The sequence below is a fragment of the Hymenobacter properus genome (assembly GCF_015694735.1).
In the GTDB taxonomy this organism is placed as follows: domain Bacteria; phylum Bacteroidota; class Bacteroidia; order Cytophagales; family Hymenobacteraceae; genus Hymenobacter; species Hymenobacter properus.
The window spans coordinates 273528-295986 of sequence record NZ_JADQDP010000003.1 but is presented as its reverse complement, the minus strand read 5'-3'; the positions used below and the strand labels follow the sequence as shown (position 1 = coordinate 295986).

15 protein-coding genes are annotated in these 22459 nt (G+C 63.3%); 11 read left to right on the top strand and 4 right to left on the bottom strand.

Annotated elements, in window-relative coordinates; genetic code table 11:
• Positions 1-115 precede the first annotated feature (115 nt).
• From I2I01_RS13240 to I2I01_RS13220, 5 genes are all read left to right on the top strand, one after another.
• Positions 116-898, top strand: a complete 783-nt coding sequence (locus I2I01_RS13240) for a UDP-2,3-diacylglucosamine diphosphatase (protein ID WP_196286958.1) — start codon at positions 116-118, stop codon at positions 896-898.
• Between the two features lie 55 nt (positions 899-953).
• The gene (locus tag I2I01_RS13235) at positions 954-1835 is read left to right on the top strand and encodes a hypothetical protein (protein ID WP_196286957.1); all 882 of its coding nucleotides are present in this window, start codon (positions 954-956) and stop codon (positions 1833-1835) included.
• A 111-nt stretch (positions 1836-1946) separates the two neighbouring features.
• Positions 1947-3113 (top strand): zinc-dependent alcohol dehydrogenase, encoded by a 1167-nt coding sequence (locus I2I01_RS13230; protein ID WP_196286956.1) that lies wholly within the window; start codon positions 1947-1949, stop codon positions 3111-3113.
• Positions 3114-3270: 157 nt separating this feature from the next.
• Positions 3271-4311 carry an NHL repeat-containing protein gene (locus I2I01_RS13225; RefSeq protein WP_196286955.1) on the top strand — a complete coding sequence of 347 codons (1041 nt, stop codon included), beginning with the start codon at positions 3271-3273 and terminating at the stop codon, positions 4309-4311.
• Between the two features lie 181 nt (positions 4312-4492).
• Positions 4493-7069: a S8 family serine peptidase gene (locus tag I2I01_RS13220; protein WP_196286954.1), complete on the top strand. Its 2577-nt coding sequence runs from the start codon at positions 4493-4495 to the stop codon at positions 7067-7069.
• A 134-nt stretch (positions 7070-7203) separates the two neighbouring features.
• Here the strand turns inward: I2I01_RS13220 and I2I01_RS13215 are convergent, their stop codons facing one another.
• On the bottom strand, positions 7204-8013 hold the full coding sequence (locus tag I2I01_RS13215; RefSeq protein WP_196286953.1) for a M57 family metalloprotease: 810 nt from the start codon (positions 8011-8013) through the stop codon (positions 7204-7206).
• 386 nt (positions 8014-8399) lie between these two features.
• On the opposite strand from I2I01_RS13215, the gene ricT reads away from it, so the two are divergent.
• On the top strand, positions 8400-10163 hold the full coding sequence (ricT, locus tag I2I01_RS13210) for a regulatory iron-sulfur-containing complex subunit RicT (protein ID WP_196286952.1): 1764 nt from the start codon (positions 8400-8402) through the stop codon (positions 10161-10163).
• 40 nt (positions 10164-10203) lie between these two features.
• Positions 10204-10695 (top strand): gliding motility lipoprotein GldH, encoded by a 492-nt coding sequence (locus I2I01_RS13205; protein ID WP_196286951.1) that lies wholly within the window; start codon positions 10204-10206, stop codon positions 10693-10695.
• A 139-nt stretch (positions 10696-10834) separates the two neighbouring features.
• Here the strand turns inward: I2I01_RS13205 and I2I01_RS13200 are convergent, their stop codons facing one another.
• On the bottom strand, positions 10835-11029 hold the full coding sequence (locus I2I01_RS13200; protein ID WP_196286950.1) for a cold-shock protein: 195 nt from the start codon (positions 11027-11029) through the stop codon (positions 10835-10837).
• 203 nt (positions 11030-11232) lie between these two features.
• On the opposite strand from I2I01_RS13200, the gene I2I01_RS13195 reads away from it, so the two are divergent.
• Positions 11233-12462 carry a hypothetical protein gene (locus tag I2I01_RS13195; protein ID WP_196286949.1) on the top strand — a complete coding sequence of 410 codons (1230 nt, stop codon included), beginning with the start codon at positions 11233-11235 and terminating at the stop codon, positions 12460-12462.
• 137 nt (positions 12463-12599) lie between these two features.
• On the opposite strand, the gene I2I01_RS13190 is transcribed toward I2I01_RS13195, so the two are convergent.
• Entirely contained in the window at positions 12600-13577 is a 978-nt protein-coding gene (locus I2I01_RS13190) for a hypothetical protein (protein ID WP_196286948.1), read from the bottom strand.
• Positions 13578-13694: 117 nt separating this feature from the next.
• Here I2I01_RS13190 and I2I01_RS13185 point away from each other — a divergent pair, with 117 nt between their 5' ends.
• Positions 13695-14291: a DinB family protein gene (locus tag I2I01_RS13185; RefSeq protein WP_196286947.1), complete on the top strand. Its 597-nt coding sequence runs from the start codon at positions 13695-13697 to the stop codon at positions 14289-14291.
• 125 nt (positions 14292-14416) lie between these two features.
• On the opposite strand, the gene I2I01_RS13180 is transcribed toward I2I01_RS13185, so the two are convergent.
• Complete coding sequence (locus I2I01_RS13180; protein ID WP_196286946.1) at positions 14417-15220, bottom strand: porin family protein; 804 nt, start codon at positions 15218-15220, stop codon at positions 14417-14419.
• A 199-nt stretch (positions 15221-15419) separates the two neighbouring features.
• On the opposite strand from I2I01_RS13180, the gene I2I01_RS13175 reads away from it, so the two are divergent.
• Both I2I01_RS13175 and I2I01_RS13170 read left to right on the top strand, forming a co-directional pair.
• Positions 15420-21611, top strand: coding sequence for an alpha-2-macroglobulin family protein (locus I2I01_RS13175; RefSeq protein WP_196286945.1), 6192 nt, complete (start codon positions 15420-15422; stop codon positions 21609-21611).
• Between the two features lie 130 nt (positions 21612-21741).
• Complete coding sequence (locus I2I01_RS13170) at positions 21742-22428, top strand: hypothetical protein (protein WP_196286944.1); 687 nt, start codon at positions 21742-21744, stop codon at positions 22426-22428.
• Positions 22429-22459: the final 31 nt, after the last annotated feature.

The window sequence follows — 22459 nt, the reverse complement described above, 5'->3', positions numbered from 1 at the left end:
GAGAATGTCATGCCGAGCGCAGCCGAGGCATCTCGCCTCGGGAAACTAATTACTGCCACACGCGAGATGCCTCGGCTGCGCTCGGCATGACGTTCTTTAGACCTGATTAAACCGAATGAAGCAACCCCATACCCTGCCCGACCTTGCGTTGCCGCCCGGCAAGAAGGTGTACTTCGCCTCCGACTTCCACCTCGGCGCGCCTAACGCGGCGGCTTCACTGGCAAGGGAGCGGCGCATCGTGCGCTGGCTGGACGAGGTGGCGCAGGACGCGGCGGCCATCTACCTGCTGGGCGACTTGTTTGACTTTTGGTTTGAGTATAAGCACGCCGTGCCGCGCGGCTTCATCCGGCTGCAGGGCAAGCTGGCCGAGCTGACGGACGCGGGCATGCCCATCACCATCTTCACCGGCAACCACGACATGTGGATGTTCGGCTACTTCACGCAGGAAATGGGTATTCCGGTGCTGCGGCGCGAAGTGTCGCAGCGCATCGGCAACCAGCTGTTCCACATCGGGCACGGCGATGGGTTGGGCCCTAAGGATTACAGCTACAAGGCCCTGAAGCAGGTGTTTACGTCGAGCATTGCGCAGTGGCTGTTTGCACGGCTACATCCCAACTTCGGCATCGGCATGGCCAACCGCTGGAGCCGCCGCAGCCGCATGCAGGCCGGCAAGGACGACACCAAGTATTTTGGCGACGAAGAATGGCTGCTGCAATACTGCCGCGAAGTCGAAACCCGTTCTCACCACGACTATTACGTGTTTGGCCACCGCCACCTGCCGCTCGACGTAGAAGTGGGGCCCGGTAGCCGCTACATCAACCTAGGCGAATGGGTCAATTATTGCAGCTATGGCGTGTATGATGGCAACGAGCTGGCTTTGCGGCATTTTGAGCAGTAACGGTGGGCAGTTTAGGTGCCGCGCCTTCTTGGCTATTGGTTCTTGGTTCTTGACTGTGAACTTAGCTCACGCCCAGGTTACTGTCCCCTCGGCTGCCTCCACGGCCCCGGCCTCTCAGCAAGTTGTGTCGCCGGTAACGCCGGCCCCCGCGCCACCGCTTGACTCCGGCCCGGCCCCTACGGCCGCGCCCTGGAAGCTGCTGCGCGACATTAAGCTGCCCAACCCCGGCGCGGCCTCGCTGGACCGGCGCGGGGCGCTGTACGTGGCCGATGCCGACAACAACCTGCGCCAGTACGGCCCGGAGGGCCTGCCGCTGAACACCTACGCGCCCACCCAGCCCGGCCACGTGGCCCAGGTAGAGGCTTGGAATGTGACCACCACGCTGGTATTCAACGACGACCGGCAGCAGCTCATTCTGCTTGATAGGTTCCTGGCGCTCATTGGTGAGGTGCGGCTGGCCGACTACGTGGACGGCACCATTCGGGCGGCCACGCTGGCGCCCGACAACCGCATCTGGCTGCTCGATGAAAGCAACCTCGTATTGCGCGCCTTCGACCCCAACGCCCTGCGCATGGTGCAGAATACGCCGCTCGATTTGCTGATTGGCCGCTCCCGACCCGACTTTCGCTTCCTGCGCCAGTACCAGAACAACATCTATCTGGTGGACCGCAGCACGGGCATCTATGTGTTCGACAACCTCGGCAACTACAAGAAAAAGCTGCCTTTCACCGGGCTGAGCTTTATTGGCTTTCGGGGAGATGAACTGTATTACCTCGACGCCGGTGCACTACATTTTTTCCATCTCTACAATCTGACCGAGCGCCGCGTGCCACTGCCCGCCGGCCTCGACCCTGCGGCCGTGCGGCAGGTGCTGGTGGGCGAAACCTACGGCTACATTTTCACGGCGGCCGGTGTGGCTGTGTATCAGCTGCAATAGGGCGGGATAATGCTGAGATTGACTCATATTGATGGAAAGTAACGGTAACCCCTGAGAAAGCGGGGCCGTTAGGAATGGAAGTTATTCCTTTCCACTTCCAACCCCTTTTTCATGAAAGCTCTACGCATTCACGGTGCCCGCGACGTGCGGGTCGACAACGTTGACGACCCCGAAATCCAGGACTCGCGCGACGCCATCATCCGCGTGACCAGCACGGCCATTTGTGGTTCCGACCTGCACATCTACAACGGCAGCATTCCGCAGCCCCGGCCCATGACGCTCGGCCACGAGTTCATGGGCATTGTGGAGGAAGTGGGCAAGGGCGTAAAAAACCTGAAGCGCGGCGACCGGGTGGTGGTACCGTTTCCCATTGCCTGCGGCCACTGCTTGTTTTGCAACCACGACCTGCCCGGCCACTGCGAAAACTCCAACCCCGAGCACTACGGCCCTGAAGGCGGCCTGATGACCGAAAAAGGCGGCGCCCTCTTCGGCTACACCGACCTCTACGGCGGCTACGACGGTGGCCAGGCCGAGTACGCCCGCGTACCCTACGCTGACTACGGCCCGCGTAAAGTGCCCGATAACCTGACCGACGAGCAGGTGCTGTTCCTCACCGACATCTTCCCGACGGGCTATTCCGGCATCGACTGGGCCAACGTGAAGGGCGGCGAAACGGTGGCCATCTTCGGCTCGGGCCCGGTGGGCATCATGGCTGCGAAATCGGCCTGGCTGCGCGGTGCTTCGCGCGTCATGATTGTGGACACCCAGCAGTACCGCCTCAACTTGGCTGCCAAAGCTGCCCGCGCCGAAGGCATCCTCTGGGAAAGCCACGACCAGGTGGTGGATGAAATCCGCAGCAAAACCCGCGGCTATGGCGCCGATGTAGTGGTAGAGGCCGTGGGCTTCGAGCCCGACCGCAACCTGGCCGACCGCGCCAAGGCCGTCATTAACATCGAGAAAGGTTCCGACAAGGTGATGCTAGCCTGCTTCAGCGCTGTGCGCCGGGGCGGGTTTGTGTCCATCCTGGGCGTGTATTCCTCGCCCTACGACAACTTCCCCATCCACCAGATTTTTGACAAAGGCATCATCATCCAGGCCGGCCAGGCTCCGGCCCACAAGCACATCGACCGCCTGCTGAAGCACGTGTCAGATGGCGACGTGCGCTTGGATGACATCATCTCGCACCGCCTGCCGCTCTCGCAGGCCCCGCACGGCTACGACATCTTCCGTCACAAAAAAGACAACTGCACCAAAGTGGTGCTGAAGCCGGGCGCGTAGGCCCGCGAGTAGCTTTAAAAACCTAAGAAACGCCCCGGCCGGTTTGGTCGGGGCGTTTTGCGTTGGAAAGAATACTTTTGGCTAACGCTTACTTTTCATCTTCATGAGGCTTTGCTGGAAGCACTGGTGTGCAATGCTACTGCTTCTGCAGCTAGTTGTGAGGGCTAAAGCCCAGGTCATTCTGTTCGTTCCCGGCAAGGAAGCTCCCTACACTTCGCGGGCTGAGGTAAGCACGCTGGCCGGCGCGGCCGAAAAATGCAGCGTTGATGCGGTGGGTACCAAAGCACGGTTTGCTTATCCCATGGGGCTGGCAATAGCTGCCGATGGAACCCTGTACGTGGTCGACGAGGAAAATCAAACCATTCGCAAAATCGCGCCAACAGGCACCGTGAGCACGCTGGCAGGGGCTACCGGCAGCAAAGGCAGTGCCGATGGGGCCGCATTGGCTGCCCGCTTTTTCCACCCCGTAGGCCTTGCGCTGGCTGCCGACGGCGCCCTCTACGTGACCGATGCCGACAACCATACCATCCGGCGGGTTTCGCCCACCGGGGTCGTTACTACCATAGCCGGTACGCCCAGCCGCAAAGGAAGCGTTGATGGCCGTGGCCCAGCGGCCGCGTTTCGCCGCCCCCACGGGGTGGCGGTGGATGCTAACGGCACCGTGTTTGTGGCTGATACCGAAAACCACACCATCCGCAAAATCACGCCCGAGGGCAGCGTCACCACGCTGGCGGGGGCCAGCGGGCACAAGGGCAGCGCCGATGGAGTGGGAACTGCCGCCCGGTTCTACCACCCGGCTGGCCTGGCGCTTGATGGCGCGGGCAACCTCTACGTGGCCGACAACGGCAACCACACCATTCGCAAAATTGCGCCAGATGGCACGGTTAGCACACTGGCGGGCCAGGCCGGCCGCCACGGGGGCACCGACGGCCCCCAATCCACCGCCCGATTCCTGTTTCCCACCGGCGTGGCAGTAGACGCCATCGGCAATGTGTATGTGGCCGACCACCTCAATGCTACCATCCGCAAAATCTCGCCCACTGGCGAAGTGTCCACGCTAGCCGGTAGCGTGCTGCGTGCCGGCCAGGAGGATGGTCCCGGGCCAGCGGCGCGTTTTGTCGGGCCCTTCGGGATTGTGGTAGACGCCAGCGGCGGCCTATACGTCACGGACGGACCAACTATTCGCTTAATTAAATAGGGCTAGGGCCGCATTTCGTAGAGTGAATAGACCATGGCTTCTGCCAGGCTCCTCGCCTCCACCGGGCATCAGTATATTTGGCAAGCATCCTTTCCACTACTCTACAATCACCCTTTCGCCTATGCGGCCTTTCCCAAGCACCAACGCGAAACGCCATTCGTCTCGGCTGCTTGCGCTGCTGTTGCTGCCTCAGTTACTATGGGCACAGGCCCCGCCCGCCCGCCTCGCACCCGTCAGCAAGCTCGCCCCCGGCTTGCAAGCCATGGCCAATGCGCCGCGCCTCCTGCGTGTGCGGGTAGCCGACGGCGCGGCCTTCCGCCACTGGGCGCGGCAGCACCAGCCCGCCGCGGAGGTCGGGCCAGCCAATGCTGACGGCCGCACGCTCACGGTGAGCGGCCTCACGGCGGCGCAGCTGGCCGCTGCCCCGGGTGTAGAATTTGTGGACGTGGCCGACCGTCGCGCTCACGAGGAGCGCCGCCTCAGCAACTCTGATATTGCGGTGAATGCCATTTCGGCGGTGCACGCTCGTTTTCCCGGCCTCACCGGGCAGGGCCTCACGGCATCGGTAAAGGAAGGTGCTTTCGACCCCGAGGATATTGACTTGAAAGGCCGCGCTGTAAATCCGGCCGCGTTTGCCAAGCCTGCTTCCGACCACGCCACGGCCATGGCCACCCTGCTCGGCGGGGCCGGCAATTCCGATGTGCTGGGCCGGGGCGCGGCCCGCGCTGTGCGGCTGGCTACGTCTGATTTCGCCCGCCTGCTGCCCGATGATGCGGCTCAGCTCACCCAAGCCGGTATTTCGGTGCAAAACCATTCCTATGGGGTGGGTATTGAGAATTATTACGGCCTCGAAGCACAGGCTTACGACCAGCAAACCCGGCAGCTGACCGAGCTATTGCACGTGTTTTCATCAGGCAACGTGGGCACTTCGGCCAGCCCCAGCGGCCCCTATCAGGGCCTGGCGGGGTATGCCAACCTTAGCGGGCAGTTCAAAATGTCGAAGAACACCCTGACTGTGGGGGCCACCGACCCCAGCGGGCAGGTGGCCACCCTGAGCTCGCGCGGCCCGGCCTACGACGGCCGCCTCAAGCCCGAGCTGGTGGCCTACGGCGAAGGCGGCTCCTCCGAGGCCGCCGCACTGGTGTCGGGCACCAGCATACTGCTGCAGCAGCAGTACCGCGACCAGCACGCCGGTGCCCTGCCGCCCGCCGCCCTCGTGAAAGCCGTTCTCCTGAACAGTGCCGACGACTTGGGCGCAGCGGAGGTTGACTACGCCAGCGGCTTCGGCCAGCTCGATGCGCTGAGAGCAGTGAATGCGATGCGCGCCGGCCAGTTCTTTGGCGGCAACGCCACCCAGGGCACCGACCAGGTATTCCGTTTCACTGTGCCTGCCGGCCAGCAGCAGCTAAAGGCGACGCTTGTGTGGAGCGACCCCGCTGCGGCCGCCAACGCCGCTACGGCCCTCGTCAACGACCTTGACCTGGAGCTGGTGGCCGTGGGCACCGGCCAGCGCTGGCTGCCCTGGACACTCAGCGCCTACCCCAACGCCGACTCGCTGGCCCGCCCCGCCCGCCGCCGTCCCGACCACCGCAACAACGCCGAGCAAATTACCCTCACGCTGCCTGCTGCCGGCGTCTATGAGTTGCATGTGCGCGGCTACGCCGTGCCACAGGGACCACAGGCCTTTAGCCTGGCCTACGAGTTCAGTGCCCCAAGCCTCACCTGGACCCGGCCCGTACGGCCCGACAACTTGCGCCCCGGCCCCGCCACCCTGCGCTGGCAGTGGAGCGGCCCGGCCGGCGCCACCGCCCGCCTCGATTACCGCCCCGTAGGCCGCGCCGGCTGGCGTGTGGTAGGTTCGGCGGTGCCGCTGAGCGACTCTAAAACCACCTGGGCCGTGCCCGATACCGCCACCCTGGCCCAGCTGCGGCTGGTGAGCGGCGGCAATGAGTTCGTGACGGATACTTTCAGCATTGCCCGCGCCCCGGCTCTGCAAGTTGGCTACGCCTGCGCCGAGGAGGCTTTGCTGCAGTGGCCCCGCATCCCGGGCGTGGCCCGCTACCAGGTGTATCAGCTAGGCGCCGCGTACCTGGAGCCGCTGCTCCAAACCACTGATACGGCCGTGGTGCTCAGCCGCGCGCAGCTTCCGGCGCTGTACTTCGCCGTGGCGCCCGTGGTAGGCGGGCGCGTGGGCCAGCCCGGCGCCACCATCAACTACACCACGCAGGGCACGGCCTGTTATTTCCGTTCCTTCCTGGCGCGGCAACTAATCGATGAAACCATTCGCTTTGATGTGGTGCTCGGCACTGTGTACCGCCTACAGTCGGCCACGCTGGAGCGCCAGCGGCCCGATGGCAGCTTCGCGGCGGAACAAACCATCAGCCCGGTCAGCAGCCCCACGTTCACCTTCACCGACCAGCCTTCAGCCGCCGGCCGCTACCACTACCGTGTGCGGCTCGATAATGTAGCCGGCCAGCAATTCTACAGCAACGTTGAGGAAGCCTTCCTGCTGACGGCCGGCCAGGTGCAGGCCTACCCCAACCCGGTCACGGCCGGCCAGCCGCTCTACCTGGTAGCCAACACAACCGGCCCGGTTACGGTGCAGATTTACGACTTATTGGGGCGTATTCAGCGCACGGTGAGCATTGATGGCCAAATCAATGAGCTTGATACCAGTGGACTGCGTCCGGCAATGTATCTGTTGCGCATGCAGGCCCAAGGGCAGGCCACTCAGGTAATAAGAATGGTGGTGCAATAGGCTGTCATCCGGAGCATTTCGCTTGATGCGCTGAATGCTTCGGATGACAGACGGGCCTCGCCTCCTGGAAAATAAGCCAAACAAAAAGCCCCGGCTCATGCGAGCCGGGGCTTTTTGCCACTTACTAACCGAAGCTAGTAGATGTAATTTAGAGCGGTGCGGTCGTTGGTGGTGAAGGGCCGGTTTACGCCATTGCCCACGCAAGCCAGCATCCAGGAGTTCGGCTCGGCCGTGGAGGGCGTGCCGGGGATGAGGATGGCACCCACCGTGCTGGCGCCTTCGTTGGAGGCGCTGCCGCCGCAGCTATAGGCGCGGTTGTAGTAATCGGTGTGGCGCATGCCCACGCAGTGGCCCATCTCGTGCGCCATGATGGTGGCGATGTAGTTCACGTTCGAGCTGTTAATCACGTTGGGGACCAGCGTAAAGCCAGGTGCAGGGTTGCCGCCGCTGGGGAAGCCGCCCGACTGGCCTAGCACGCCCGGGCCGAGGTTAGACGAATACTTCACGGGCATTTCAGCCCCCGAAGACACCCGGCGGAAGGTGATGCGCAACCCTTCCGCGTTGTAGCGACGGATGGCTTCATCGATGGCCTGCACGTAATAGGAGTTGAACGAGCTGCTGATGCTCACGGTGATGACGCGCGGCAGGTTGCCCACCAGGTTGGTGGTACGGTACTGCTCCACGTCGCCCACGCGCAGGGTAGAGTAGCCGGGGGCACTGGCGAGCAGCTCATTGGTGAGGAGCATGTCGCCCTCCACCACGTAGCCGCCGTCCACGGCTTTCACGTCTTGCGTGCCAAAGCCCAGGGCTTGGATTTGGGCCTTGACCTCTTGCGAAACGGCTGCGGGGGTAGCCACGGTCGCTTCTTCTTTTTTGCTGCACGATGTGGCGGATAGAGCCGCGCCGGCCAGCGCAATCAGGGGCAGAAGTTTGAATTTGTTCATAGGGTTTTTGTGGTATGAAGGTTTGGTGAAGGATGGGCGAATATATAGAGCTGCAATTGCGAATTGCATCATCAATTATTGTGAAGGTTGAAAATAATTTAACCAAAATGCCGATTTGAAGTAATAGGCCCACATATCATTGATTTTTATTGAAATAAATGACAAAATTTTGTAAGTGCCAGTTTAATAAACTATTGTAATAATTATACACGTTGAGTACCCACCGCAGTGCTTAAGGCGCGAAGCGTGTTGCGCAAGCGAATTACCCCTTCTACATGGCCCGCCAAAAACGCCCTCTACTAATTGCGTATCTTTGCTAGTAACCGAATTTTCGTGGAAAACCGGGCGCTGACGCCGTTTTCCCTCAACTATATATTCTCAGCCAGATGGCTTGTTCAACTTGTTCCACCGGTGGGGGCTGCGGCACCACCAAAGTAGGCGGCTGCGGCTCCAAAGGGGGCTGTAGCTCCGGCTGCACCCGCCTCAATGTGTTTGATTGGCTCCAGGATGTGGAGGTGCCCGACTCATTTGCCGGGTTTGACATTGTCGAAGTCCGCTTCAAGGGCGGCCGCAAAGAGTTTATGCGCAACGACCAGCGCCTGCCCCTCGTGACGGGCGACGCCGTGGTGGTAGACGCCGCCGGCTCGGGCTGGCACCTCGGCCACGTGTCGCTCAAAGGCGAACTGGTGCGCCTGCAGATGCGCAAAAAGAAAGTGCCCACCGACTCGAAGGAAATCCGCAGCATCCTGCGCATTGCCACCCCCGACGACGAAGAGCGGTGGCAGGCCGTGCGCGACCTCGAAACCGGCACCATGTTCCGGGCCCGCGCCGTGGTGAGCGAGCTGCGCCTGCGCATGAAGCTCAGCGACGTGGAGTACCAGGCCGACCGCACCCGCGCCCTGTTCTACTACTCGGCCGAAGACCGGGTGGATTTCCGCGAGCTCATCCGCCGCCTGGCCGACGAGTTTCGGGTGCGCGTGGAGATGCGCCAGATTTCGCTGCGCCAGGAAGCCGGCCGCATCGGCGGCCTCGGCATCTGCGGGCGCGAGCTGTGCTGCTCCACCTGGCTCACCGACTTTAAAACGGTGAGTACTACCGCCGCCCGCTACCAGAACCTCAGCCTCAACCCCCAGAAGCTGGCCGGCCAGTGCGGCCGTCTCAAGTGCTGCCTCAACTACGAGCTGGACGCCTACCTCGACGCGCTGAAGGACATCCCGCAGGTGCAGCGCCCGCTCAAAACCAGCAAGGGCGAGGCCTTTCTGCAGAAAACGGACATCTTCCGCCGCCGCATGTGGTTTGCCTTCAAGGGCGACAACAACTGGGTGATGCTGGACACGGCCCGCGTGCGCGAGCTGCTGGACATGAACAAGCGCGGCGAAGTCATCGAGAGCCTGCTGCCCCCGCGCGAAGAAGCCCCCGCACCCGAAGTGTCGGCCATTGTGGAGGGCTCGCTCGACCGCCTCGACGACAAAATCAAGACCAGCAGCAAGCGCAGCAAGCGCAAAAAAGGCAAAGGCGACAAAGAAGCCGCTGGCTCCGGCGAAGCTGCCGAAGCCAAAGCGCCACGCGAAGGCCGCGAGCCGCGCGAACCCCGTGCCCCCCGCCCCGAGCGGGAGCCCCGCGCTGCGCAAGAAGCTGGCACAGAACAGCCCCGCGAAGGCCGTGAGCCGCGCGAAGGCCGCCCGCCCCGGGAAGGCCGCGAAGGCCGGCCGGGCCGCGACGGCCGCCGCCCGGCTGGTGTCGCGCCCGGCGGCCCCCGCCCGCCCGAGCAAATGACCAGCCCCGGCCCCGGCGACCCCGATAACCCCGTGCCCGCTTTGGGCGATACGCCCGAGCAGCGTGGCCGCCGCGGCGCCGCCGCTCGTCCGCTCAACCGCCGCGGCGGCCGCGGCCGGAGCGACTCGCAACGCCCTGCCGACGCCAAGGACGGGGCCGCTCCCACCGGCGCCACCCCGCGCCCCGAAGGCGGCCGCAACCGTCGGCCCAACGCCGAAGGCGGCGAGCCCCGGCCCCGCCGCGAAGGCAGCGAGCCGCGTGGCGAAGGCAGTGGCGAACGCCGCGAGGGGCGCGGTGGCCGTAACCGGCGCGGTGGCCGGGGCCCGGCCGGCGAAGGCGGTGCGACCTCCGCTCCGGCGCCGGCCGGCGCTTAGGCCCGCGGCCGTGTTGTTTTTTCGAATGCCAACTCCCTTTATGAATCAGCGTTTTGCTTTCCGGGCGGCCGTGGTGGCCGTGCTGCTCTGCGTACTTTCGGCCTGCGACCCCAACCGGGTGTTCGAGCAGAACATCGACTTTGCCAACAACTCCTGGGACGTGCAGCAGAAGCCGTCGTTCTCCTTCACTATTGAGGACACGACAGCCGTGTACGATGTGCATTTCAACGTGCGCTACGCCTCCGTGTATAGGTATTACAACCTTTATGTGAAGCACACCCTCACCGGCCCCGGCGGCCCGGTGGGCCAGCCCGGCCTGCACCAGATGCTGCTGATGGACCCCAAAACCGGCGAGCCCAAAGGCAGCGGCACCGGCGACATCTACGACATCCAGTTTCTGGCCCTGCCCAAGCGGCATTTCTCCAAGGCGGGCCAGTACACGCTCACGCTGGAGCAGTACATGCGCCAAGACCAGCTGCCGGGCCTCATGGCCATGGGCGTGCGCGTGGAAAAGCACACAGAGAAGAAGTAAGGCCTAAAAGAGCAAACCAAAAAGCCGGCCCCGCGCAATGCGGGGCCGGCTTTTTGGTGGCCGATGAAGCTAAGACGACGCGTGTTTAAAGGCCATGTTGGCTGTGTTCAACATGACCGGAATTGGGCTTGCTCCTACGCTATTGAATGCGCGTGACTTGCACCGCGTTGGGACCTTTCTTGCCGGCTTTGATGTCGAACTGCACCCGGTCGCCCTCCTGAATTTCGTGGATGAGGCCGGTTTGGTGAACAAAGATTTCCTCCTGGTTATCGTCGGCAATGATGAAGCCGAAGCCTTTGGTGTCGTTGAAGAATTTGACGGTGCCGGTAAGCATGTGCGTAGGGATAAAAGTGAATGACCGGGAATAAAAGCCGGTGCCGAGACAAGGCTCAGGCCGGGCAAAGGTAAAATGGGCGTAATGAACCAAAGCTGCGCCGCCCGAAATGCGAGCCGGCGCCGGACCGCCGAAAACAACCAACTAACCGGCGCGTATAGACGAGGAGTTTATTTCTCACGCTTTCCGCCCCCGCGCCACCCATGGACAACGAGCAACTGAACCTGAACACCGAGCCCAACGACATCGCCGGCAACCGCATCGACGGACCGGTGGGCAACACGGCCACGCAGCACACCGCCCCGGGCGCCGGGGTAGGGTTGCCCGGCGGGCCGCCCCAGCAGCAAGGTGGTGCTACGGCCACGCCCGACGTGAGCAGCCCCGCCGCTCCGGCGTCGAGCGAGTCGTTGGCCGCGTCGGAAACCAGCATGGGCAAGGGCGCCGTCGAGGCCAACCCCCAAACGCAGGAAAACAAAGAAGCCGACCCGGCCGACGTAGCCCCGGAAGGTGCCTACGGCGGCAATTTCAGCAACAGCACCCAGGGCAGCTACCACGACCAGGCCCGCCGCGACAACCAGGACAGCGACGCCAGCCGCGGCGAATTTGGCGCGCAGGACTTGGGCGGCACCACCCACGGCGGTTTCGGCAACCAAAACCGACTGGCCGACTACGAGCCCCACAACACTGCCGAAGACCGGTACTACGGCGGCCCCGGCGCCCCCGGCCCGCAGGACAACGCCTACCGCGCCTACGACGGCCGCGACGAGCGGCCCGACTCACGCACCCAATATGGCTTCGAAACCGGTACTCCGGTGAACCAAAATTTTGGCGCGGGCCGAACCCTGCCCAACGACAACGGCTCGCCCCAGGGCAACGACAGCGGCTACGCCGACAACTACGGCACCACCTCGCTACGGGGGCAGAGCACCGCCACCGCTGCGCCTCAAGCAGGTGCCACCGTGCAGCCCGACCAACGCAACCAAACCGAAAACTACATGCCCACGCCCGGCGCGCCAGCCGATAAGCAGCAGGTGGCCCCCTCCGCTGGTTCCGCGCCCGCCGACCCCGAAATCGGTGGCCACCGCCCCGCCAGCAGCCAGGGCTACGGCGACCGGGGCCGTGAGCAGCTCCGCGAAACGCCCAATTTTGCCACCGGCGACGACCGCAACGGCTACGCCCAAAACCCCGAGGCTAACAAAGGCGACGCCAGCCAGGGCATTGGCTCGCGCGGCGGCTCCTACAACGACGCCTACGACGACAGCCAGCCCGGCAGCCGCACCGGCTCGCCCGCCCAGGGCGAGCAGCGCCACGAAGACCGCGCCCAGAACTACGGCCAGGAGGCCCGGCAAGAAAACCGCTCCGGCGATGCCAACGACGCCGACCACGGCTCGCCCCGCCGCAACGCCGGCCGCGACGGCGAAAAGGACGAGTAGGGGAGAGGGGGAAATAGGGAGAAGGGAAGAGGGGAAGATGGGAAAATGGGAGGTAGGAGTTCTGCTTGTATTAACAGGCAAAACACCCACCTCCCATTTTTTAACCTCACCTTCTTCCCCTCTTGCCATCTCCCTCTCTACCGATGCACCTTCACTTTGATATCGTATTGATAGCGAGGGGGACCTCCTAGCGGAATGGCGAAGAAGGGCAGGGCGGTGTCGTACTGGTCGGTCACATACATTACCATGTCGTTGGGCGCGGGCTTGGTCGACGTCAGGCGGAAATCGAGACTGAGGCCGTGCTCTTTGTCGGCAATGGGCAGGGTGCTACTGGTCCAAACGCCGTCGCCGCTCATGGCGCCGGGCTGGCCGTTTTTGGCAATGCTGAACACGTTGAGCGTGGCGGCGTTGTCCACGTCGTAGTTGCTTTGCTTGATGCTCACCACCTTGTCATTCACGAAAGGGTAGAGGTGCACGGTGGTTTTGCTGGCCGTGGCCGGCAGGCGGAAGCAGTACTCGTAAGTGAAAGCATTACCGCCTTCTACCGACACGTTGGCGGTGGGGCTGGTGCTAAAAAAGTAGCGGTACAGGTTGCCGTCGTTGCCGCTCAGGCCGCGCGCCACCAGCTTGAAAACGTGCCCTTTGAACTCGTCTACCTTTTCGCCCTCCAGCGGGTTGAGAGGGCCAAAGGTGTACCACTTGCCGTCGTACTTGGCATCGGCGCCGAAAGTGACGGTTTTGAGCAGGCGGCCCGGCGGCACGGGGTTGGTGGGGCGCGGTTCGCGGGCCTGGGGGCCGCTGAAAGTGCCCGCACCACCGTACAGGCTAAACGAAGTCGTGGTGTTGGCGGGGCCTTTCAGGTCGTCGTTCTTGCCCCCGCAGTCGGGGTCCCACACGCGGATGTAGACAGGAGTGCGCTGGTTTTCCGGCACCAAAAAGAAGAAAGTCTGGCTGAAATCATCATCGCCCCACTGCTTGTCCGACTGCGCGCCGAAGGTGACAAGGCTCTCCACCCGCTCGCCGGGGTTGGGCACGGCCTGGGCCACGGCGTCGGCCACAGGGGCCGCCAATAGCGCCGCCACGGCACTCTGAAGTAAGAAACGGTGTTTTCCCATGCAGCCAAGATACCTAGTGCCGGCCAATTGCCTAAGCGAAGGCAGAGGTATTGCGGCCGCCAGTGGTCTGAATCGATTGCTAAATTGTATGTTTACGGCTCGTTAGTTCCTGCGCCCATGCCTGCTGCCGTCCGCGCCACCGCTGATTTCTTCGACCAATTGACCAACGACCTGCTGGTGTTGCGCGTCGTGGCGCAGCAGCGTTTCCGTCCTTTGAGCGCCGAGGAGCTCAACCGCCGCCCCAGCCCCAGCCGCTGGAGCGCCGGCCAGTGCCTGGAGCACCTCAACATTGTGGGCGGCTATTACCTGCCCAGCATTGCGGCCCGCATTGCCAAGGCGCAGGCCCGCGGCTCCAAGCCGGCGCCGTTTGCTAAGTCGGGCTACATCGGCCGGCGGTTTATTGAGGCCATGCGGGCGCCGGTCAGCGTCAAAACGTATGAGTCGCCCCAGCGCTACGCGCCCACCGGCACCCGGCTGCCGCGCACGGTGGCCGAGGTATTCAGCCGCCAGATTGACGAGCTGCTGCGCCTGGTGCTGCTGGCCCGCCAGGTAAACGCCAACGCCATCCGCATTCCGAACGCCATTTTTCCGCTCCTCATGTTTCGGCTCACCGACCAGTTGGAGTTTATGGTGGTGCACATTCAGCGGCACGTGGCCCAAGCCGAAGCCGTGCTCGTGGGCAACGGCGTGACGAAGAGCGCCAATGCCGCCTAAGTAGCCTATTAGTCTGTCATCCCAAGCAAAGCGAAGGACCTGATTACGTTAAAACGGCTCTCGTTTCAACGTAATCAGGTCCTTCGCTTTGCTTGGGATGACAGCGCCTCAATGACTCTCAACCATTATTTGCCGCCAAAGAAGTAGTTGGCTGACAGTTGAAACACGCGGTTGTAGCTCTTGGCGCCGGTGTCGTTGCCGTTGGTGTCCTTGGGGGTAAAGTTCACGAGGCCCAGGCCGTAGCCCAGCTGTGCCTGAAACGGCCCCACGCGGTAACCAATGCCGGCGTTGAGGCCGGCATCGAAGCGCTTCACCGTGATGGTGGCCGTGAGCGTGCCGGGGTTAGTGGAGGTGTTGTTGTTATTGGCGTTGTCGTTCTGCTTGTCGCCGAATTCAACTTTGAGGGTGGCCGGAAACGAGGTCATGCCGCCCAAGGCCATCTGCAGGTCGGGGTCGTTGGTGTTGATGGTGGCCTTGGCCGAACCCTCACCGCTCACGCCCATGGCCACGTAAGGCCCGGCAAACACCTGAAAGCCGTCGTGGCCGCCGAAGGTGTACACAAAGTTCAGGGGCAGTTCCAGGTAGCCGATTTTGGGCGTGGCCGTGGCTTCGATGCTGGTTTTGTAGGCTGGGTTGAAGGGGAAATCAGACTTGCCGATGAATTCAGCGCCTTTGCGCGAGTAAATCAGCGACGGCTGGAACGAGAAGTTGTCGTTGATGCCCACGTTCAGGGTGGCGCCTACTTGCACGCCCACAATCGACTTGGTTTCCTGGCTGAATCCAGAGCCGGGGTCGGGGGTGCCGCTTTCCTTCACGGTCGACACGTTTAGCCCAAGCCGCGGGCCGAACTCAACGGTGGACTGGGCCCGGGCGGTGGTAGCGGCGCCCGCGAGGCCAGTCAGTAGCATTGCAGAGAAAAGGTTTTTCATAAAATGAGGAAAATTGGAAAGGGTAAAAAAGTGAAAAAAAGTCCCGCCTTGTGGTGGGCACATACCATGCAAAGGTAATGCTGCCGCCGGCCCGAACGCGCCAACGAATTAGAAGCCGGAAAACGTCTGGGGCATGTGCAATAAAACCCGGTGGGGCATCTTTATAACCTCAGCCCTGCATTGGGGCTTGTTCCTGCCTATGCGTTTTCTCCTCGCTGCCTGCCTGCTTCTGCTCATGACGTTCAGCGCCGACTCTGCTTCCACTCCGCCACCCGGCTCCTACGCCGCCCGCTGGAAAAAAATTGATGCTTTGCTGGCCAAAAGCCAGACTGCCACGGCCGCGCCGCTGGTGGAGGCCATCTACCAACAAGCTAAAAAGACGGGCGACAACCCCGCCTACGTACGGGCGCTGCTTTACAAAATCAGGCTGCTGGAGGCCAAGGAGGAAGATGCCGAAGAGAAAGGCATTGCCCTGCTGGAGCGCGACGTGAAAACGGCCACCTTCCCGGCCCGGCCCATTCTACACTCGCTGCTGGCTGAGCTTTACACCGACTACCTCAACCAGAACCGCTACCGCCTCTACCAGCGCACCGCCGGCGCCACGCCCACCACCGAAGAGCAGGAACCGGCGGCTGCCGGCACCGGCCTCGCTACCTGGGACATGGGCCGGCTGGGCACGGCCGTTGTGCAGCACTACTACCAATCGGTGGAAGACGAGCCCCGCCGCCAACTTCAAACCACGCTGGCGCAGCTGGGCGACCTTGCAACCGGCGGCAACGCCGAGGGCCGCGCGCTGCGCCCCACACTGTACGACCTACTGGCCCAGCGCGCCATCGAGGGCCTGCAAAACCAGGAGCTGTACGTGACCAAGCCCGAGCAGCAGTTTCAGCTCACGCAACCCGAACTGTTTGGCCCCGCGGCCGAGTTTGCGGTCCTGAAACTGACGGCTCCGGCCGGCGACTCGCTCAACGGGCAGTATCACGCGTTGCGATTGTTGCAGCAGCTCACGGCAGCGCGCCTGCCGCTGGCGGCGCAAAACCCGGCCGCGCTGGCTGATGTGGATTTGCAACGGCTCGACTACCTGCACGGCATTACGCAGGGCACCGACCTGGCCACGCAGTACGCCCCGGCACTGGAGCGTCTGGCGGAAGCGTACAAGGCGCTGCCCATCAGCACAGAATTTATGGCGCGCCGCGCCGAAGCCCTGCATGAAGCTGGCAACAACGTGGCCGCCGTGCGCCTGGCCAAAGAAGCCGAGGCCCGGTTTCCGAAGTCGCGCGGCGCGGCGCGGGCGCGGCAGCTGCAGCAGGAAATTGAAAAGCCGGAAGTAGCCTTTGAAGCGTCCGAAATGGTGGTGCCCGGCCAGCCCTGGCGACTCGACCTCAAGGCGCGCAATGTGACCGGCTTGCACGCCTGGGCTTACCGCATCGCGCTGAAGGATTGGGAGAAGTCGAAGCAGTACGATGAGCGAAACCGCACCATTGCCCAGCGCTACGCCCGGGCTTTGCGGGCCGCACCGGCCGCTACCTGGGCGGTACCGGTGCCTGCGCATTCGCCAGATTACAAGGAGCAGAAGTTTGCGGTGGCGGGCGCGGCGCTGCCCGTTGGGAATTACCTAATTATAGTTAGTAATCACGCTGCGAAGCCGCTGGAGGCGCGGTCGGGGGCCGTCACGGCCACGGCGTTTGTGGGGGCGAGCGAGCTGAGCGTGGTGCACCGAACCGCGTTGCGCACCGGTAATACGTCGCTGCTGGTGCTCAGTCGCCGGAGCGGCGCTCCGCTGGCTGACGTGCACGGCCAGGCCCTGTTTCGGAAATATAACCGCGAGCGGGAGCGTGACGAGCAACGGCTGGGCGCCGTGCTCCAAAGCAGCGCAGCAGGTGAAATGGAGATACTCGGGCCGGACAGTGGCAACGATGCCTTGGGCCGTGAGCAACTCGCCAATGTGCGGATGTGGCGCGGGCGCGATACACTTTTACTGCCGCTCAACACCAATTACTATCCGGGCCGCTACGACCAGCCTGAGCAGGCCCAGCGCCACACCTTTCTCTTCACAGACCGCGCCATTTATCGGCCGGGCCAGACGCTGTACTTCAAGGGCATTCTGACCGAAACGCTACGCGGAAAAGCTAGCTTGCTTAAAAGTGAACCGGTGAGCGTGCGCCTACTCGACGTGAACGGCCAAACCGTGCAGACGCTGAATTTCACCACCTCTGATTTTGGCTCGTTCAATGGCTCGCTGGTGTTGCCCACGAGTTTGCTGAACGGGGAGTTTCAATTGCAAACTGACCAAGGCAGCCTGAGCTTCGCGGTGGAAGACTACAAGCGGCCCACCTTCCTGGTCACGCTCGATTCGGTGCCGGGCCGGCCGCAGCTGGGCCAGCCGCTCACAGTGGGTGGGCGGGCCCGGGCCTACTCCGGGCAGGCCACCGACGGCGCCACCGTGCGCTACCGCGTGACGCGCCGCGAGCTGTTCCCGCTGTTCGACTACGGCTACGGCGGACGTGGGCGCTACCTGCCCGGCGCCAACCGCAACACCCAGGAAATTGCCCACGGCACCGCCACCACCGATGCGGAGGGCCGCTTCAGCCTCACTTTTACGCCGCCGCTGGTGCCCAAGCCCACGGGCCGCCGTTGGGAGCCGGGCTACTTGTTCGAAATCACGGCCGACGTGACCGATGCGGCCGGCGAAACCCGCACCGGCACCCGCAGCGTGTCCATCGGCCGCAACCCGCTCAGCCTGCAGCTCACCGGCCCCGAACTGGCCAACAAGCAGCAGCTGCCCGCCTTCCGCCTGTTAAGTACCAATGCCACCGGCGAGCCCCTGCCCGCCACCGGCACCCTGCGCCTGCTGGCCCGCCGCTACCGCCCCAACCCGCCCGGCGTGCAAGGCCCCGCGCCCGAAACCGATGAGAACGAAGCCCAGCCGGAATTGGTCAAAACGCTGCCCTTCGACACCAAGGCCAGCGCCGTGCTCGACCTGCAGGCCGCGCTGGCCGCCCTGCCCACCGGCCGCTACCGCCTCGAAGCCTTTGCGGCCGAAACCGACACGGCCCGGCTCAACTTCACGCTCTACGACTCGCAGGCTGCCACCGTGCCCTACGCCACGCCCGATTGGGTGGTGGCCCCGGCCGATACAGTGGCGCCCGGCCAGCCCGCCACCCTGCTGCTGGGCAGCAGCGAAACCGATGCCCGCATCCTGCTGGAAGTGGAGCGCGAGGGCCAGCTGCTACGCTCCGAATGGCTGACGCTGCGCGCCAACGAGCAGCGCCGCCTGAGCATCGAGAGCGGCCCGGCCACGGCCCTGAGCCCGCTCTACATCCACACCCTGCAGGTGCGCGACGGCCGCCTCTACCGCCACGATGCCACCGTGCAGGTAGCGGAGAAACCGCAGCCGCTGCGCCTCAGCATCGCCACCTTTCGCGACAAGCTCCAGCCCGGCCAGAAGGAAACCTGGCGTGTGAGCATCCGCCAGGCCAATGGCCAGCCTGCCGATGCCGAACTATTAGCCACGCTTTATGACCAGAGCCTCGATGTGTTTCGGGCTCATAGCTTTATGGGGCTGGAGTTTTGGTCGGCGTATTATCCGGCGCGGTTTGGGTGGCAGGGAGAGTTCGGGGATATAAGTTCGGAGGAAATGTTCGGTAGCGAAAACGCTGGAATGTTGCTTGGTGTGCGCTACCCGCAGTTAATGACTTGGGAGAGATATGCGGAGGAAGTTCCCGACCAGGAAGAACTACAGGATAAAGCTGTGGTTACGGTGACTGTCCGCGGTAACGCGGTGATGAATGAAACGATGGCTGCTCCTGCGCCAATGGCAGCTAAATTGAGGTTTACTGCACCAGTTGTCAAGAGGGATGAAGAGGTAAAAGTCTTAGCAGGTCGAACTTATGCTCAGGACGCAGGTGTGTCCGCTGGTGGCGCCCCCGACCTCTCCGCCGTGCCCACCCGCAGCGACTTCCGCGAAACAGCTTTATGGCAGCCAGCCCTGCGCACTGACAAAAACGGCGAGGTGGTGCTCGAATTCCAGATGCCCGAGGCCGTGACGCGCTGGCAGCTGCTGGCCCTGGCCCACGACCAGCAACTGCACAGCGGCCAGCTGGCCCGGCAGCTCGTCACCCAAAAGGAAATTCAGATTACGCCCAACGCGCCGCGCTTCCTGCGGCAGGGCGACACCTTCACCTTCCCCGCCAAGTTCTCAAACCTAACCGACCACGCCACCAGCGGCACCGCCCAGCTTTTCCTGCTCGACGCCGCCACCGGCCAGGACCTCACCAGCCAGCTGCTAAAGGGCCCGGCGCAGCAGGCGGTATCAGCCGCCGCGCACCAGAGCGCCGCGCTGGGTTGGGAAATCAGCATTCCGGCCGATTTTGCGCCGGCCGCCGTGACGTACCGAGTAGTTGCTAGTTCTTCGTTGTCAGTTGTTAGTGAAGAAAAAGGCAGGGCACCAAAAACCAAGAAAAGGAAGAAACCGACAACTGACAACCGACAACTGACAACTACTTTCTCCGACGGCGAAGAAAACACCCTCCCGGTGCTACCCAACCGCATTCTGCTCACCGAGAGCCTTCCGCTGCCCATTGTGGGGCCCGGCAGCCGCACATTTGAGCTGAGCAAGCTCACGAGCACCAGCAGCCCCACGCGGCGCAACTACTCGCTCACGCTGGAGATGACGGCCAACCCCGCCTGGTATGCCGTGCAGAGCCTGCCCTACCTCATGGAGTACCCCTACGAGTGCTCCGAGCAAACATTCAGCCGCCTCTACGCCAACCTACTGGCCGCTCAAATTCTGCGAGCCAACCCGCGCTTCAAAACCGTGCTGGCCGAGTGGACGCGCCAGGCCCAAAGCGGCACCGCCGCCCAGAAAAATGCCCTCGAAAGCAAGCTGGCCCAAAACCAGGAGCTGAAAAACCTGCTCCTCCAGGAAACACCCTGGGTACGCGACGCCCAGAACGAAACCGCCCGCCTGGCCCGCCTCGTCGAGCTGTTTGATGAGACCCGCCTCAAAGGCGAAACCAGCCGCGCCTTGCTCAAGCTCCAGCGCATGCAGTTAGAGAGCGGCGCGTTTCCGTGGTTTGAGAAGATGCCCGAGGACCGGTACATCACCCAACTCATCGTGGCCGGCTTCGGCAAGCTGAAAAAGCTAAGCGCCTTCGATGCCAGCCAGGACGACGTGGCCCGCGGCATCCTGCAGAATGCCCTGCGCTACCTCGATGCCAAGCTGGCCGACGACTACGCCCGCTTGCGCAAAACCAAAAACGTGAAGCTGACCGACAACTACCTCGGCGACGAGCAGATTCAGGCCCTCTACGCCCGTAGCTTCTGGCCCCAGCAGCCCGAGGCCGCCAGCGCCAAAACCGCCTTCGCCTACTACCGCGAGCAGGCGGCTAAGTACTGGCCCGCCCAAACGCGCTACTTGCAGGCCCAGGCGGCCCTGGTGCTGTTCCGCCACGATGCCAAGGCGCCCGCCGCTGCCGAGATGCTGCGCGCCTTGAGCGAAAACGCCCTGCACTCGCCCGAACTGGGCATGTACTGGAAGGAAGTGCGCGGGGGCTACTACTGGCGCGAAGCCCCCACCGAAACCCAGGCCACGCTCATCGAAGCCTTTGATGAAGTGAAAAACGACCAAAAGGCGGTGGACGAAATGAAGCTCTGGCTGCTTAAGCAGAAGCAGACGCACAGCTGGGAAAGCACCCGCGCCACCGCCGACGCCTGCTACGCCCTGCTGCTGCGCGGCTCCGACTGGCTGGCTCCCACCCAGCCGCTGCAAGTCACGGTAGGCGGTCGAGCCGTGAAACCCGAGGCGGCGCAGGCTGGCACCGGCTACTTCAAAACCAGTTGGCCCGCCGCTGAGGTGCAGCCCGCCCAGGGCAAAGTGACCGTGACCAAGCCCGACGCGGGCGTGGCCTGGGGCGCGCTCTACTGGCAGTATTTTGAAGACATGGACAAGGTGACGCCCGCCGCCACGCCGCTCAGCCTGGAGCGCGAGCTGTACCGCGAAACCCGCACGGCAGGTGGACCGGTGCTAGAAAAGCTCACACCCGCCTCGCCCTTGAAAACCGGCGATGCGCTGGTGGTGCGCCTCGTGCTGCGCACCGACCGCGCCCTCGAATACGTGCACCTCAAAGACCAGCGCGCCGCCGGCCTCGAGCCCATCGGCCAAACCAGCGGCTACCGCTACCAGAACGGCCTGGGTTACTATGAAAGTCCGCGCGACGCGGCCACGAACTTTTTTCTGAGCGAAGTGCCGCGCGGCACCCACGTCTTCGAGTACCGGCTGCGTGCCAGCCAGGCGGGCGACTTTTCGGGCGGCCTCAGCCAGGTGCAGTGCCTGTACGCCCCCGAGTTTGGGGCGCATGCGGCCGGGGGGCGGCTGCAGGTGGCGCCGTAGCCAGTCAACTGGGTAAAATAGGCCGCTGGGCTGCGGAAACGGCTCCTATAGCGTTTAAAACCACTTTGGCCTTGCATTTAAACGGGTCAAACAGTAGATTTGTCTTCTGTTGGTTTTACATTATTCGTTTATGAAGCATCTGTTAGTCGTCCTTTTAGCCCTGCTTACGTGGAGCAGTGCCCAAGCCCAAAACGAGAAGCAAGTACCCGTTACGAAGCTCCCCGGCGAGGAGAACCTGAGCCTCCGCGAGCGCGCCGAGCGCGATTTCCTGATGCCCGTGCGCCGCAAGAAAATCGTGACCGAGGCCCCCAAAGCCGCCGCCGACGACAACACCGCCGCCCCCGAAACCGACGCCACTGCCCACTACTCCGAGGCCACCGACGAGTCGGCCACCATCACGGCCCGCACCGCCCGCAGCTACGAAGCCAGCCACGCCGAAGCCCGCGCTGCTGCCCGCGCTGCTGCCCGCCGGGCCGCCGCCCGCCGCGAAGAGGCCCGCGCCGAAGCCCGGGCCGAGGCGCGCGCCGAAGCCCGCCGCGCCGCCCGCCACAGCAAATCGAAGTCGCACAAGTCGTCGCACAGCAGCAAGTCCAGCAAGTCGAAGTCGCACAAATCGTCTTCGCACAGCAAGAGCAAATCGAGCAAGTCGAAGTCCAAAGCTAAATCGGAGTCGCACTCGAAATCCAGCAAATCGAAATCGAAGAGCAAGAGCAGCAAAAGCAAATCGTCTTCCAAGAAAAGCTCCTCGCACAAATCCTCCTCAAAAAAGAGCACGCCTTCGAAGTCGAAAAGCAAATCGAAGAAGCACCGCCGCTAGCCGGCCGCCTTTCTTAAAACAGCAACGCCCG

Bases quoted from the DNA above. Each gene is read 5' to 3' on its own strand.
- I2I01_RS13175 (WP_196286945.1), top strand. From the start codon at position 15,420: ATGCGTTTTCTCCTCGCTGCCTGCCTGCTTCTGCTCATGACGTTCAGC.
- I2I01_RS13215 (WP_196286953.1), bottom strand. From the start codon at position 8,013: ATGAACAAATTCAAACTTCTGCCCCTGATTGCGCTGGCCGGCGCGGCT.
- I2I01_RS13185 (WP_196286947.1), top strand. From the start codon at position 13,695: ATGCCTGCTGCCGTCCGCGCCACCGCTGATTTCTTCGACCAATTGACC.
- I2I01_RS13205 (WP_196286951.1), top strand. From the start codon at position 10,204: ATGAATCAGCGTTTTGCTTTCCGGGCGGCCGTGGTGGCCGTGCTGCTC.
- I2I01_RS13180 (WP_196286946.1), bottom strand. From the start codon at position 15,220: ATGAAAAACCTTTTCTCTGCAATGCTACTGACTGGCCTCGCGGGCGCC.
- I2I01_RS13170 (WP_196286944.1), top strand. From the start codon at position 21,742: ATGAAGCATCTGTTAGTCGTCCTTTTAGCCCTGCTTACGTGGAGCAGT.
- I2I01_RS13200 (WP_196286950.1), bottom strand. From the start codon at position 11,029: ATGCTTACCGGCACCGTCAAATTCTTCAACGACACCAAAGGCTTCGGC.
- I2I01_RS13190 (WP_196286948.1), bottom strand. From the start codon at position 13,577: ATGGGAAAACACCGTTTCTTACTTCAGAGTGCCGTGGCGGCGCTATTG.
- I2I01_RS13240 (WP_196286958.1), top strand. From the start codon at position 116: ATGAAGCAACCCCATACCCTGCCCGACCTTGCGTTGCCGCCCGGCAAG.
- I2I01_RS13195 (WP_196286949.1), top strand. From the start codon at position 11,233: ATGGACAACGAGCAACTGAACCTGAACACCGAGCCCAACGACATCGCC.
- I2I01_RS13230 (WP_196286956.1), top strand. From the start codon at position 1,947: ATGAAAGCTCTACGCATTCACGGTGCCCGCGACGTGCGGGTCGACAAC.
- ricT (WP_196286952.1), top strand. From the start codon at position 8,400: ATGGCTTGTTCAACTTGTTCCACCGGTGGGGGCTGCGGCACCACCAAA.